12 protein-coding genes are annotated in these 13,528 nt (G+C 61.0%); 5 read left to right on the forward strand and 7 right to left on the reverse strand.

The window, feature by feature from the left end:
- Positions 1 to 143: 143 nt before the first annotated feature.
- A complete protein-coding gene (locus A7K61_RS14450) occupies positions 144 to 1,301 on the reverse strand; it encodes a phospholipase (protein WP_069557821.1) in 1,158 nt (385 codons plus the stop codon).
- A gap of 233 nt (positions 1,302 to 1,534) precedes the next feature.
- Between A7K61_RS14450 and kdgD the strand changes: the two genes are divergently transcribed.
- The 5 genes from kdgD to A7K61_RS14475 all read left to right on the forward strand — a co-directional run bounded on the left by kdgD (position 1,535) and on the right by A7K61_RS14475 (position 8,160).
- Positions 1,535 to 2,446: a 5-dehydro-4-deoxyglucarate dehydratase gene (gene kdgD, locus A7K61_RS14455; RefSeq protein WP_032893575.1), complete on the forward strand. Its 912-nt coding sequence runs from the start codon at positions 1,535 to 1,537 to the stop codon at positions 2,444 to 2,446.
- 54 nt (positions 2,447 to 2,500) lie between these two features.
- Complete coding sequence (locus tag A7K61_RS14460; protein WP_069557822.1) at positions 2,501 to 3,946, forward strand: aldehyde dehydrogenase family protein; 1,446 nt, start codon at positions 2,501 to 2,503, stop codon at positions 3,944 to 3,946.
- 170 nt (positions 3,947 to 4,116) lie between these two features.
- Complete coding sequence (locus A7K61_RS14465) at positions 4,117 to 5,481, forward strand: MFS transporter (protein WP_003188541.1); 1,365 nt, start codon at positions 4,117 to 4,119, stop codon at positions 5,479 to 5,481.
- 10 nt (positions 5,482 to 5,491) lie between these two features.
- Positions 5,492 to 7,045, forward strand: a complete 1,554-nt coding sequence (gene garD, locus A7K61_RS14470) for a galactarate dehydratase (protein WP_047712589.1) — start codon at positions 5,492 to 5,494, stop codon at positions 7,043 to 7,045.
- A gap of 173 nt (positions 7,046 to 7,218) precedes the next feature.
- The gene (locus A7K61_RS14475) at positions 7,219 to 8,160 is read left to right on the forward strand and encodes an AEC family transporter (protein ID WP_032893571.1); all 942 of its coding nucleotides are present in this window, start codon (positions 7,219 to 7,221) and stop codon (positions 8,158 to 8,160) included.
- A gap of 124 nt (positions 8,161 to 8,284) precedes the next feature.
- Here the strand turns inward: A7K61_RS14475 and A7K61_RS14480 are convergent, their stop codons facing one another.
- The 6 genes from A7K61_RS14480 to gatC all read right to left on the reverse strand — a co-directional run bounded on the left by A7K61_RS14480 (position 8,285) and on the right by gatC (position 13,511).
- Positions 8,285 to 8,668 carry a carboxymuconolactone decarboxylase family protein gene (locus A7K61_RS14480; RefSeq protein WP_044271602.1) on the reverse strand — a complete coding sequence of 128 codons (384 nt, stop codon included), beginning with the start codon at positions 8,666 to 8,668 and terminating at the stop codon, positions 8,285 to 8,287.
- Positions 8,665 to 9,720: a calcium/sodium antiporter gene (locus A7K61_RS14485; protein WP_177343899.1), complete on the reverse strand. Its 1,056-nt coding sequence runs from the start codon at positions 9,718 to 9,720 to the stop codon at positions 8,665 to 8,667. The genes A7K61_RS14480 and A7K61_RS14485 overlap by 4 nt, the downstream gene beginning before the upstream one ends.
- Positions 9,721 to 9,770: 50 nt before the next feature.
- Positions 9,771 to 10,142 (reverse strand): septal ring lytic transglycosylase RlpA family protein, encoded by a 372-nt coding sequence (locus A7K61_RS14490; RefSeq protein ID WP_003188549.1) that lies wholly within the window; start codon positions 10,140 to 10,142, stop codon positions 9,771 to 9,773.
- 157 nt (positions 10,143 to 10,299) lie between these two features.
- Positions 10,300 to 11,745, reverse strand: coding sequence for an Asp-tRNA(Asn)/Glu-tRNA(Gln) amidotransferase subunit GatB (gene gatB / locus A7K61_RS14495; protein WP_005784800.1), 1,446 nt, complete (start codon positions 11,743 to 11,745; stop codon positions 10,300 to 10,302).
- Between the two features lie 10 nt (positions 11,746 to 11,755).
- The gene (gene gatA / locus A7K61_RS14500) at positions 11,756 to 13,207 is read right to left on the reverse strand and encodes an Asp-tRNA(Asn)/Glu-tRNA(Gln) amidotransferase subunit GatA (protein WP_047712591.1); all 1,452 of its coding nucleotides are present in this window, start codon (positions 13,205 to 13,207) and stop codon (positions 11,756 to 11,758) included.
- Positions 13,208 to 13,223: 16 nt separating this feature from the next.
- The gene (gatC, locus tag A7K61_RS14505) at positions 13,224 to 13,511 is read right to left on the reverse strand and encodes an Asp-tRNA(Asn)/Glu-tRNA(Gln) amidotransferase subunit GatC (protein ID WP_003188556.1); all 288 of its coding nucleotides are present in this window, start codon (positions 13,509 to 13,511) and stop codon (positions 13,224 to 13,226) included.
- Positions 13,512 to 13,528: the final 17 nt, after the last annotated feature.

Raw genomic sequence — 13,528 nt, forward strand, 5'->3', positions numbered from 1 at the left:
CGGGGCGCCTGAGATCAAAAGCAGATCAAGATCAAGAGCGGCTCGCTTCGCATCGTGGAGTGTGTGGCCGGGCGCGGTCAGCTGTGGGAGCAGGCAAGCCAGCTCCCACAGTTGATCTCCATTATCTGGAGTACCGCGTCTATTTAGCTGGCGGGTTGATTAGGCTTGTAGTCCTTAAGCAGCAAGTACGTGCTCCATCCCCACCAATCATTGGTCCAGTGCTTGTCGTTCAAATCGTTGACGTCCTTGCGCCGCAGTACCTTGTCCCCCTCCATCTTGAACAGCGGCGAGAAGTTATTCGCCGGGTTTTGTGCGGCGTTCAGGTCGGGTACATACAGCGGTGCCTTGAACTCAGCCGGGGAGGGCGCGATGCCGCTGATGAAGGTTTCGAAGATCTCATCGGCCGAGGCCTGTACGGCCTCTTTGACCTGCACGCGATTGTCGGCGTCGATGCTGTCGAAGTAGCGCTTGTCGCCATAGGCATGCCACTGAGCGCCCATGGCATTGCGCACCTTGAGCCCGAATTTACTGTCTTCATCGTGCATGAAGCGGCTGATCAGCGAGCCGAGTTCTCCTGGCGTCACCACTGCCGCCAGTTGTTTGCGCGGTACCCGCAGGTGGCCGGCGGAAAACAGGTCGGTCAAAAAGTGATCGGCAAAGCTGTTCATGGCGTAAGCCAATTCCAGGGCCTGGTCGGTGCCGGTCTGGTGGGCCACCACTGCCTGTTGCAGTGCTGCCGTATGGCCGGCCATGTAGGCCGACAAGGCCCACTCACCGAAGTGGTCGGCGTTGTCCGCTGCCAGTTTCAGGTAGCGGCCCAGCGGCACGAGGGCCGAAACAGCGCTGCCGCCGCCGGTGATGCGGTTCCACTCCTCGGACAACGTATCACCAAGGGCGTCATAGGCTTCGTGCGGCTGTTTGCCTTCCTTGATCGCCTGGTTGACGGCGTTGATCTCCTTTTGCATCACCGCCAGGATCTTCTGCGCTTCTTGCCGTGAAGCGGGCAGCACGGCGAGAGAGTTGAAAGCGGCGGTGAAGCGTTGCACGCGCTCGGCCGGGGAGTTGCCATCGCTGATCGGTTGGCCGGGGATGCCATAGAAGTCGCCGCCCAGGGCGATCACTTGGCCATAGGTGAGTGCGAGCCCGTTGGGCAGGTGCAGTTCGACTTGGCGGGCAGGAATGGCCGAGGCGTCCTTGCTGAAGCGAAGCAGGGTGTCATCGCCGATGGCGGTGTGTTCACCGCCTTCGAAGCGCAGGGTAGGCGGAGTTTTTTCGGGTGCTGCTAGTTCAAGACCTGACATGTTAGCTCCTTGCTATGTCGTAGGAATCTTCCGTGATAACTGTATGCATATACAGTAACCTGAATCATAGGTGAGAAATTTCCTACGTCAAGAGCCGCGTCTTAAGCCCTCGTTGGATTACGCCGGATGAATTGCAGTTGACGAATTTATTTATAGTTGTACGATGACGTACGACATCATCAAAACCAACAACAACCTTTCGTAAGAAAGTCTTCGCCCAGGGTGTTCGAATAATGAATCCACAAGAACTGAAGTCCATCCTCTCCCACGGTCTGCTGTCTTTCCCAGTGACCGATTTCAACGCCCAGGGTGATTTCCACCAGGCGGGTTACATCAAGCGCCTGGAATGGCTGGCCCCTTATGGCGCCAGCGCCTTGTTCGCCGCAGGTGGCACAGGTGAGTTTTTCTCCCTGGCGGCCAGCGAATATTCCCAGGTGGTGAAAACCGCCGTGGATACCTGCGCGTCCAGCGTGCCGATCCTGGCCGGTGTAGGCGGTGCCACCCGCCAGGCCATCGAGTACGCTCAAGAGGCCGAACGCCTCGGCGCCAAAGGGTTGTTGCTGCTGCCGCACTACCTCACCGAAGCCAGCCAGGACGGGGTTGCCGCCCACGTTGAGGCCGTGTGCAAGTCGGTCAAGATCGGCGTGGTGGTGTACAACCGCAATGTCTGCCGCCTGACCGCACCGTTGCTGGAGCAACTGGCCGAGCGCTGCCCGAACCTGATCGGCTACAAGGATGGCTTGGGTGATATCGAGTTGATGGTGTCGATCCGCCGTCGCCTGGGCGACCGTTTCAGCTACCTCGGTGGCTTGCCGACTGCTGAGGTTTACGCCGCGGCCTACAAGGCCCTGGGCGTGCCGGTGTACTCCTCGGCGGTGTTCAACTTCATCCCCAAGACGGCGATGGATTTCTACCACGCCATTGCCCGCGAAGATCACGCCACCGTTGGCAAGATCATCGACGACTTCTTCCTGCCGTACCTGGATATCCGTAACCGCAAGGCCGGTTACGCGGTGAGCATCGTCAAGGCCGGTGCGAAAATCGTCGGTTATGACGCCGGCCCCGTGCGCACGCCACTGACCGACCTGCTGCCGGAAGAGTATGAAGCCCTCGCCGCGCTGATCGACAAGCAAGGCGCGCAATAAATTATCCACAAGGCCGCTGAGCAATCAGCGGCCTTTTGCATCAGGAGAAGATTCGTGTCCCAAGCAAAGCGTTTTGAAAACTACATCAATGGTGAATGGGTAACCGGCGCCGACTACTGCACCAACATCAACCCGTCGGATGTGTCCGACGCCATTGGCGAATATGCCAAAGCAGACGTGGCCCAAGTCAACGCGGCCATCGATGCTGCCCGCGCCGCGTTCCCGGCGTGGTCCACCTCCGGTATCCAGGCGCGTCACGATGCGCTGGACAAAGTCGGCAGCGAGATTCTCGCCCGTCGTGAAGAACTCGGCACCCTGCTGGCCCGCGAAGAGGGCAAGACCCTGCCCGAAGCCATTGGCGAAGTGACTCGCGCCGGCAATATCTTCAAATTCTTCGCCGGTGAGTGCCTGCGCCTGTCGGGCGATTACGTGCCGTCGGTGCGCCCGGGCGTCAACGTTGAAGTGACCCGCGAAGCCCTCGGTGTGGTGGGCCTGATCACCCCGTGGAACTTCCCGATTGCCATCCCCGCGTGGAAAATCGCCCCGGCCCTGGCCTACGGCAACTGCGTGGTGATCAAGCCTGCCGAACTGGTGCCGGGCTGTGCCTGGGCCTTGGCGGAAATCATCTCCCGCGCCGGCTTCCCTGCCGGTGTGTTCAACCTGGTGATGGGCAGTGGCCGTGTGGTCGGCGACGTGCTGGTCAACAGCCCGAAAGTCGATGGCATCAGTTTCACCGGGTCTGTGGGCGTTGGGCGTCAGATCGCCGTCAGCTGTGTATCGCGCCAGGCCAAGGTGCAGTTGGAAATGGGCGGCAAGAACCCGCAGATCATTCTCGACGATGCCGACCTCAAGCAGGCTGTCGAGCTGTCGGTACAGAGTGCGTTTTACTCCACCGGGCAGCGTTGCACCGCGTCGAGCCGCCTGATTGTTACTGCTGGGATTCACGATCAGTTTGTCGCGGCGATGGTCGAGCGCATGAAGTCGATCAAGGTCGGCCACGCGTTGAATAGCGGCACCGACATTGGCCCGGTGGTGTCCCAGGCTCAGTTGGATCAGGACCTGAAATACATCGATATCGGCCAGAGCGAAGGTGCCCGGCTGGTGAGTGGTGGCGGCCTGGTGACCTGCGACACCGAAGGCTATTACCTAGCGCCGACACTGTTTGCCGACAGTGAAGCGGCGATGCGCATCAGCCGTGAAGAGATCTTCGGCCCGGTGGCCAACGTGGTGCGCGTGGCCGACTACGAGGCGGCGCTGGCCATGGCCAACGACACTGAGTTCGGCTTGTCGGCGGGCATCGCCACCACCTCGCTCAAATATGCCAACCACTTCAAGCGCCACTCCCAGGCTGGGATGGTGATGGTCAACCTGCCGACGGCGGGGGTGGACTACCACGTTCCATTTGGTGGCCGTAAGGGGTCATCCTACGGTTCGCGTGAGCAGGGTCGCTATGCGCAAGAGTTCTACACCGTGGTGAAGACCAGCTACATCGGTTCGTAACACGCAGCACCCTGTGGCACCGGCTTTATGTGGGAGCTGGCTTGCCTGCGATAGCATCACCTCGGTCTCGCTGACACACCGAGGTGCCTGCATCGCGGGCAAGCCCGGCTCCCACAGGAAAACAAAAAATCATTACCCGCAAAAAAAATAATTAGTGGGAGTACTTCTACATGCAAGCGACCAAGCCGACCCACGTCCGCTATTTGATCCTGCTCATGCTGTTCCTGGTGACCACGATCAACTACGCCGACCGGGCCACCATCGCTATCGCCGGCTCCAGCCTGCAAAAAGACCTCGGTATCGACGCGGTCACCCTCGGTTATATCTTCTCTGCGTTCGGTTGGGCCTACGTGGCCGGGCAAATTCCCGGTGGCTGGCTGCTCGATCGTTTCGGCTCGAAAAAAGTCTATGCCTTGAGCATCTTCACCTGGTCGCTGTTCACCGTGCTGCAAGGCTATGTCGGTGAGTTTGGCGTCTCCACTGCAGTAGTCGCGCTGTTTATGCTGCGCTTCATGGTGGGCTTGGCCGAGGCGCCGTCGTTTCCGGGAAATGCCCGTATTGTTGCGGCGTGGTTTCCTACGGCTGAACGCGGCACTGCGTCGGCCATCTTCAACTCGGCCCAGTACTTCGCCACGGTGTTGTTCGCGCCGTTGATGGGCTGGATCGTCTATCGCTTCGGCTGGCAGCACGTGTTTATCGTGATGGGCGTGATCGGCATTGTGTTCTCGCTGATCTGGCTGAAAGTTATCCACAGCCCGCGCCAGCATCCGATGATCAACGAGGCCGAGTTCAATCACATCGCCGCCAATGGCGCGATGGTCGATATGGATCAGGACAAGGGCAAGGGTAAGAAAACCGACGGGCCGAAGTGGGATTACATCCGTCAGCTCCTGACCAACCGCATGATGCTCGGCGTCTACCTGGGCCAGTACTGCATCAACGGCATCACCTACTTCTTCCTGACCTGGTTTCCGGTGTACCTGGTGCAGGAGCGTGGCATGACCATCCTCAAGGCCGGCTTCATTGCCTCGTTACCGGCGATCTGCGGCTTTATCGGCGGGGTGCTCGGTGGGGTGATTTCCGACTACCTGCTGCGCAAAGGCCACTCGCTGACCTTCGCGCGCAAGGCGCCGATCATCGGTGGCCTGCTGATTTCCAGCAGCATCGTGGCCTGCAATTACGTAGACATCGAATGGATGGTGGTGGGCTTCATGGCCTTGGCCTTCTTCGGCAAAGGCGTTGGCGCACTGGGTTGGGCGGTGGTGTCCGACACCTCACCGAAACAAATCGCCGGGCTCAGTGGCGGCTTGTTCAACACCTTCGGTAACCTGGCGTCGATCACCACGCCGATTGTGATTGGCTACATCATCAGCACCACCGGCTCGTTCAAATGGGCGCTGGTGTTCGTTGGCGCCAACGCGCTGGTGGCGGTGTTCAGTTACCTGGTGATTGTTGGCCCGATCAAGCGCGTGGTGCTCAAGGAGCCGCCTACCCAGGGCCCTGAGTTGACCAACCTTTCTCAAGCGCATTCCTGAGGTTCGTGTGATGCAGTTGATTGAACATGCCGACTCGCCGCGCTCGATCCGTTTGCACGAGCGCGACAATGTGGTGATCGTGGTGAACGATCAAGGGGTACCCGCCGGTACCGAGTTTCCCGACGGCCTGGTCACCGTGGATTTCATCCCGCAGAGCCACAAGGTGACGCTGGAAGACATCCCCGAGGGCGGCCAGATTATTCGCTACGGCCAGACCATCGGTTATGCCCTGGCACCGATTCCGCGCGGCAGTTGGGTGCAGGAGGACCAGTTGCGCATGCCCACCGCACCACCGCTGGACAGCTTGCCGCTGTCCACCGAGGTGCCTGAAACCCAGGCACCCCTGGAGGGGTTTACCTTCGAGGGCTATCGCAATGCGGACGGCACCGTGGGCACGCGCAATATCCTCGGCATTACCACCACCGTGCAATGCGTCACGGGCGTGCTGGACCATGCGGTCAAGCGCATCAAGGACGAGTTGCTGCCCAACTACCCGCATGTCGATGACGTGGTGGCGCTGACCCACAGCTACGGCTGCGGTGTGGCAATTACGGCGACGGATGCCTACATCCCCATCCGCACCGTGCGCAACCTGGCGCGTAACCCCAACCTGGGCGGCGAAGCCTTGGTGATCAGCCTGGGCTGCGAAAAGCTCCAGGCCGGCCAGGTGATGCACGATAACGACAGTTCTGTAGACCTGAGCGAGCCGTGGCTGTATCGCCTGCAGGATTCCAGCCACGGCTTTACCGAAATGATCGAGCAGATCATGGCGCTGGCCGACGTGCGCTTGAAGAAACTCGACCAGCGCCGCCGCGAAACCGTGCCGGCCTCCGAGTTGATCCTGGGCATGCAGTGCGGCGGCAGCGATGCGTTTTCCGGCATCACCGCCAACCCGGCGCTGGGCTACGCCTCGGACCTGTTGCTGCGCGCCGGCGCGACGGTGATGTTTTCCGAAGTGACGGAAGTGCGCGATGCGATTTACCTGCTGACTTCACGCGCGCAAAACGAAGACGTTGCTCGCGAGCTGGTCAGGGAGATGGACTGGTACGACCGTTACCTGGCCAAGGGCGAGGCGGACCGAAGCGCCAATACCACGCCGGGTAACAAGAAGGGCGGGCTGTCGAATATTGTCGAGAAGTCGTTGGGCTCCATCGTCAAATCCGGCAGCAGTGCGATCACCGGTGTACTTGGCCCTGGCGAGCGCTTCAAGCAAAAGGGCCTGATCTTCTGCGCCACACCGGCCAGTGATTTTGTCTGCGGCACCTTGCAACTGGCGGCGGGGATGAACCTGCACGTGTTCACCACCGGGCGCGGCACGCCGTACGGGCTGGCGATGGCGCCGGTGGTGAAGGTTTCGACCCGCACCGAGCTGGCCCAGCGTTGGCCGGACCTGATCGATATCGACGCCGGGCGCATTGCCACGGGGCGCGCGAGTATCGAGGAGTTGGGCTGGGAGCTTTTCCACTTCTATCTGGATGTGGCCAGCGGCAAGAAGCAGACCTGGGCAGAGCGGCATAAGCTGCATAACGACATCACGCTGTTCAACCCGGCGCCGATTACCTGAGACCGAGTCGCTGCCTTCGCGAGCAAGCCCGCTCCCACATTTGACCGAGTTCTACCTTTGGAATGCGACTAAATGTGGGAGCGGGCTTGCTCGCGAAGGCGCCCTACCAGACGCCACAGGCTCTATGGCTTATCATTAGCCAACTAACGACGCCCACCAAGGTTCTCCCCGGCATGCTGGCAATCTTCCTCACCACCCTCACCATCACCGCGCCGGTGTTTGCCATGCTGTTCCTGGGCGTGTTTCTAAAGCGCATCAATTGGATCAACGACAACTTTATCCACACCGCATCGTCCCTGGTGTTCAACGTTGCCATGCCGGCGCTGCTGTTCCTGGGCATTCTGCATGCCGACCTGCACTCGGCGCTCAAACCGGGGCTGCTGATCTACTTTTGCGTCGCCACCTTGGTGAGCTTTGCCATGGCCTGGGGCTGGGCGATCTTTCGTTGCAAGCGCGAAGACCGAGGCATTTACGCCCAGGGCGCGTTTCGTGGCAACAACGGGGTCATCGGCCTGGCGCTGGCAGCCAGTATGTACGGCGACTACGGCATCTCCCTGGGCGCGATCCTCGCCGCGTTGGTGATCCTCTTTTACAACACGCTGTCGACCATTGTGCTGGCGGTGTATAGCCCGGTGATCAAGTCCGACCCGTGGAGTATCTTCAAAAGCGTAATGGCCAACCCGCTGATTATCAGCGTGATCGTCGCCACGCCGTTCGCGTACTTCCAGATCGGCGTGCCCGGTTGGCTTGAGAAATCCTTGCAGTACCTGTCCGATACCACGCTGCCGCTGGCGTTGATTTGCATCGGTGGCACCTTGTCCATGGCCGCGCTACGCAAGAGCGGCAACATGGCCTTGAGCGCGAGCCTGATGAAGATGATCTGGCTACCGGTGATCGCGACCCTGGGCGCGTGGTTGTTGGGGTTCCGTGGGCCGGAGTTGGGGATTCTGTTCCTGTATTTCGGCGCGCCGACCGCCGCCGCAAGCTTTGTGATGGCCAGGGCGGCGGAGGGTAATCATGAGTTGGCGGCCGCGATTATCGTGATCACCACGTTGATGGCGGCGGTGACCACGAATATCGGGATTTTTGTGTTGCAGGCGGGTGGTTGGATCTGAAATAGGCGGGCAGCTTGAGGCCCCATCGCAGCGATGCGGCGACCCGACAAGCCAGCTCCCACATGTGGGCGTGTGAATACCCTCAAGTGTGGGAGCTGGCTTGCCTGCGATAGCTATCTGGCAGTCACTGCTGATCGGCCTGATACGCCTCAATCACTTCCTGCGCCGCGCGAAACGCATCAATCGCCGCCGGCACCCCGGCATACACCGCGCAATGCAGCAGCGCTTCGCGAATCTCCTCGACCGTACAGCCATTATTCAGTGCACCGCGCACATGGCCCTTGAGTTCCTGCGGGCACTTGAGAGCGGTGAGGGCGGCGAGGGTGATCAGGCTGCGGGTCTTGAGCGGCAAACCTTCGCGGTTCCAGACGCTGCCCCACGCGTGCTCATTGACGAAGTCCTGCAGCGGCTGGGTGAACGCCGTGGCATTGCCCAAGGCGCGGTCGACGAACACATCGCCCATGACCTGGCGACGCACTTCAACCCCGGGCTTTTTTTGATCGGTCATTGCGATTCCCTCTTGTGTTGGCGGTGCCAGGCGCGCAGTGAGGTGAATAACAGCAGAACCCCTAACGCCGGCAGGACGTAATACAGCATCAATTGTTCAAGTTTGTTAGCCAGCGGCATGCCAGTGGTGAAGGCCATCACATGCAGGCCGTAAGCCAGGTACAGCCCTAGCAGCACCAGCCCTTCGATGCGCGTTACCCGGTAGCCGGTATAAAACACCGGCAGGCACAGGATGATGGCGCCGAGCATCACCGGTAAATCGAAGTCCAGGGCGTTGGGCGAGACCGACAGCGGTGTCGGCGCCACCAGTGCGGTAAAACCCAGTACGCCAAGCAGGTTGAACAGGTTGCTGCCGATCACGTTGCCCACGACAATCTCCCGTTCGCCACGCAAGGCGGCGATCAGCGACGTGGCCAGGCACGGCAGCGAGGTGCCGACGCCGATCAGCGTGAGGCCGATGACGCGCTCCGACAGGCCCAGGTCGCCCGCCACGTCCACCGCTGCGCCGAGCAACAAATGCCCGGCCAGCACCAGCACCAGCAAGCCGCCGAGCATCAGCAGCACACTGCTCAGCCATGGCGCTTTGGCCACGGTGTCGAGGGTGCGCGGGCGGCGGGAGTGGCGTGTCTGGTAATGCAATACGCCCAGGTAGGCCACCAGTGCCACCAGCAGCACGGCGCCATCGAAGGGCGTCAGCATTTCATTGGCGGCCAGGATAAACACCAGCAGGCCGGCGACGATCATCACCGGGATATCCACGCGCACCAGCTGCCGCGAGACTCGCAGTGGAATGATCAGTGCGGACAAGCCCAGGGTCACGAGGATATTGAAGATACTGCTGCCGATGACGCTGCCTACGGCAATGTCCGTGTTGCCAGCCAGCGTGGCCTGCAGGCTCACGGTCATCTGCGGTGCACTGCTGCCGAAAGCGACGATGCTCAAGCCGATGATCAGTGGCCGCACCTTGAGGCTGGCCGCCAGGCGCACCGCAGCGCGCACCAGGACTTCAGCGCCGACGATCAGCAAGATCAGGCCGCCCACCAGTTCGAGCAGGCTCCAGGGCGATAGGGCGTTCAATCCGAAAATGCTCAAGGCTGCCTCGATCAGTTGTTCAGGGCTTGCACGCGAACCCGCGCGGTGCCGCTGCTCAGCATGCGCAGTTGCTCGGCAGCCTTGCGTGAAAGGTCGATCAGGCGGCCACGGGTATGCGGGCCGCGATCATTGATACGCACCACGACAGAACGGTTGTTGTCGAGGTTGGTCACCTTGACCTGGGTGCCGAAGGGCAGGCGCCGATGGGCGGCGGTCAAGGCGTTCTGGTTGAAAGGTTCACCGCTGGCAGTTCTCTTGCCATGGTGCTTGGCGCCGTAATAGGACGCGGTGCCGGTTTCGTCGTAGCCGTTGGGGTCGATGAGGCCGCTGGCGCAACCGGCCAGCAGGGAGGACAAGGCCAGGAGGCCGAGTAGACGCTTCATTGTCAGGAAGTCCCAGATGTAAATGTGGGAGCTGGCTTGCCTGCGATAGCATCGGCTCGGTGTAACTGAAACACCGAGGTGCCTGAATCGCAGGCAAGCCAGCTCCCACAAAAGGTCGGGGTGTATGTGAAACTCCACTCCAACCATTTCACTGCAATCAGCCTTCGAGCTTGCTTTTGAGCAGTTCGTTCACCTGTTGCGGGTTGGCTTTGCCCTTGGAGGCTTTCATCGCCTGGCCGACAAAGAAGCCGAACATCTTGCCGCGCTTGGCTTCGTCTGCCGCGCGGTATTGCTCGACCTGCTCGGCATTGGCCGCGAGCATTTCATCGAGTACGGCCGAGATGGCGCCGCTGTCGGTGACTTGCTTGAGGCCACGCTTCTCGATGATCTCGTCGGCATTGCCTTCACCGGCGGCCATCGCTTCGAACACGGTCTTGGCAATTTTGCCGGAGATGGTGTTGTCTTTGATGCGCAGCAGCATGCCACCCAGTTGCTCGGCGGTGACCGGTGCTTCGTCGATTTCCAGGCCTTGTTTGTTCAACAGGCTGCCCAGCTCGACCATCACCCAGTTGGCCGCCAGCTTGGCGTCGCCGGCAATGCTCACGACTTTTTCGAAGTAGTTGGCTTGTTCGCGGCTGGAGGCCAGCACGCTGGCATCGTAGACGGACAGGCCGAACTGCTCCTGGAAGCGCTCGCGTTTTTGCTGCGGCAATTCCGGCAGGGTGGCGCGGATGTCATTGAGGAACGAGTCCTCCAGTACCACCGGCAAGAGGTCCGGGTCGGGGAAGTAACGGTAGTCGTTGGCTTCCTCTTTGCTGCGCATGGCGCGGGTTTCGTCTTTGTTCGGGTCGTACAGGCGCGTTTGCTGGATCACCTTGCCGCCGTCTTCGATCAGCTCGATCTGGCGACGCACTTCGCTGTTGATCGCCTTCTCGATGAAGCGGAACGAGTTGACGTTCTTGATCTCGCAGCGGGTGCCGAACTCGACCTGGCCCTTGGGGCGGATCGACACGTTGCAGTCGCAACGCAGCGAGCCTTCGGCCATGTTGCCGTCGCAGATGCCCAGGTAGCGCACCAGCGCGTGGATGGTCTTGACGTAGGCCACGGCTTCCTTGGCACTGCGCATGTCCGGCTCGGACACGATCTCCAGCAGCGGCGTGCCGGCACGGTTCAGGTCGATGCCGGTGGCGCCCGGGAATTCTTCGTGCAGGCTTTTGCCGGCGTCTTCTTCAAGGTGCGCACGGGTGACGCCGACACGCTTGATTGTGCCGTCTTCCAGGGGAATGTCCAGGTGGCCCTTGCCGACAATCGGCAGTTCCATCTGGCTGATCTGGTAGCCCTTGGGCAGGTCCGGGTAGAAGTAGTTCTTGCGCGCAAACACGTTGTGCTGGCCGATCTCGGCGTCAATCGCCAGGCCGAACATCACCGCCATGCGCACCGCTTCCTGGTTCAGCACCGGCAGCACGCCGGGCATGCCCAGGTCTACCAGGCTGGCCTGGGTATTGGGCTCAGAGCCGAACGTGGTGGCGCTACCGGAGAAAATCTTCGATTGGGTGGCGAGCTGGGTATGAATCTCCAGCCCGATCACAACTTCCCATTGCATAGTGTTCTCCTCAGAAGCCGGTAGGGGTGCGGGTGTGCCAGTCGGTGTTCAACTGGTACTGGTGCGCCACATTGAGCAGGCGGCCTTCCTGGAAGTACGGGGCGAGCAATTGCACGCCCACCGGCAGGCCATCGACGAAACCTGCGGGCATGGACAAGCCCGGCAAGCCCGCGAGGTTGGCGGTGATGGTGTAGAGGTCTTCCAGGTACTCGGCGATCGGGTCGCCGGTCTTGGCGCCGATCTTCCACGCCAGGTTCGGCGCGGTCGGGCCGAGGATCACATCGACTTCTTCAAAGGCGGCCATGAAGTCGTTCTTGATCAGGCGACGGATTTTTTGCGCCTTGAGGTAGTACGCGTCGTAGTAGCCGGCCGACAGGGCGTAGGCGCCGACCATGATCCGGCGCTGCACTTCACTGCCGAAGCCTTCGCCACGGGAGCGTTTGTACAGGTCGGTGAGGTCTTTCGGGTTTTCGCAGCGATAGCCGAAGCGCACGCCGTCGAAACGCGACAGGTTGGAAGACGCCTCTGCTGGCGCGATCACGTAGTAGGCGGGAATCGCATGCTGGTTGTTCGGCAGGCTGATTTCCTTGATCACGGCGCCAAGTTTTTCCAGCTCTTTGATGCTGTTTTGCACCAGATCGGCGATACGCGGGTCGAGGCCGGCGCTGAAGTATTCCTTCGGCACGCCGATGCGCAGGCCCTTGATCGAGGTGTTCAGGCTGGCGCTGTAGTCCGGCACGGGCTCGTCGATGCTGGTGGAGTCCTGTTTATCGAAGCCTGCCATGCCTTGTAACAATATTGCGCAGTCTTCAGCGGTGCGTGCCAATGGGCCGCCCTGATCGAGGCTGGACGCATAGGCAATCATGCCCCAGCGAGACACACGACCGTAGGTCGGCTTCAGGCCGGTGAGGTTGGTGAAGGCCGCTGGCTGGCGGATCGAACCGCCGGTGTCGGTGGCGGTAGCGGCGGGCAGGAAGCGCGCGGCCACGGCCGCAGCCGAACCACCGGAGGAACCACCCGGTACGTGCTCCAGGTTCCACGGGTTTTTCACCGCGCCGTAGTAGCTCGACTCGTTGGCCGAGCCCATGGCGAATTCGTCCATGTTGGTCTTGCCCAGGGTCACGGCCCCGGCAGCGGCCAGCTTGGCGACCACAGTGGCGTCGTAGGGCGCCTTGAAGTTGTCGAGCATCTTCGAGCCGCAGCTGGTGCGAATGCCCTGGGTGCAGAACAGGTCCTTGTGGGCGATCGGTGCGCCAAGCAGCGCGCCGTTCTCACCGTTGGCGCGACGGGCGTCGGCGGCCTTGGCCTGGCTCAGGGCCAGCTCCTCGGTGAGGCTGATGAAGCTGTTGACCTTCGGATCGAGCGCGGCGATACGCGCCAGCAAGGTCTGGGTCAGCTCTTCGCTGGAAAACGATTTGTCGGCGAGACCGCGGGCGATCTCGGCCAGAGTCATGTGATGCATGAAAGGCTCTTTCCCTTTAGTCGATGACTTTCGGAACCAGGTACAGGCCGTTTTCGACCGCTGGCGCGATGGACTGGTAGGCCTCGCGATTATTGCGTTCGGTCACGACGTCTGCGCGCAGGCGCTGGCTGGCTTCCAGTGGGTGAGCCAGGGGCTCGATGCCGTCGGTATTCACGGCTTGCATTTGGTCGACCAGCCCGAGAATGCTGTTCAGGGCTGCGGTGGTCTGTGGAAGATCGGCATCATTAAGGCCAAGCGAGGCCAAATGTGCGATTTTTTCCACGTCGGAGCGTTCAAGCGCCATGGGATTCTCCAGTGGAA

This window comes from Pseudomonas sp. AP42, assembly GCF_001728935.1.
Lineage (GTDB): Bacteria > Pseudomonadota > Gammaproteobacteria > Pseudomonadales > Pseudomonadaceae > Aquipseudomonas > Aquipseudomonas lactis.

What these genes read in the sequence shown, in the direction of transcription:
- A7K61_RS14450 (WP_069557821.1), bottom strand. Translation starts at nt 1,301, where the DNA reads ATGTCAGGTCTTGAACTAGCAGCACCCGAAAAAACTCCGCCTACCCTG.
- kdgD (WP_032893575.1), top strand. Translation starts at nt 1,535, where the DNA reads ATGAATCCACAAGAACTGAAGTCCATCCTCTCCCACGGTCTGCTGTCT.
- A7K61_RS14465 (WP_003188541.1), top strand. Translation starts at nt 4,117, where the DNA reads ATGCAAGCGACCAAGCCGACCCACGTCCGCTATTTGATCCTGCTCATG.
- garD (WP_047712589.1), top strand. Translation starts at nt 5,492, where the DNA reads ATGCAGTTGATTGAACATGCCGACTCGCCGCGCTCGATCCGTTTGCAC.
- A7K61_RS14475 (WP_032893571.1), top strand. Translation starts at nt 7,219, where the DNA reads ATGCTGGCAATCTTCCTCACCACCCTCACCATCACCGCGCCGGTGTTT.
- A7K61_RS14480 (WP_044271602.1), bottom strand. Translation starts at nt 8,668, where the DNA reads ATGACCGATCAAAAAAAGCCCGGGGTTGAAGTGCGTCGCCAGGTCATG.
- A7K61_RS14490 (WP_003188549.1), bottom strand. Translation starts at nt 10,142, where the DNA reads ATGAAGCGTCTACTCGGCCTCCTGGCCTTGTCCTCCCTGCTGGCCGGT.
- gatB (WP_005784800.1), bottom strand. Translation starts at nt 11,745, where the DNA reads ATGCAATGGGAAGTTGTGATCGGGCTGGAGATTCATACCCAGCTCGCC.
- gatA (WP_047712591.1), bottom strand. Translation starts at nt 13,207, where the DNA reads ATGCATCACATGACTCTGGCCGAGATCGCCCGCGGTCTCGCCGACAAA.
- gatC (WP_003188556.1), bottom strand. Translation starts at nt 13,511, where the DNA reads ATGGCGCTTGAACGCTCCGACGTGGAAAAAATCGCACATTTGGCCTCG.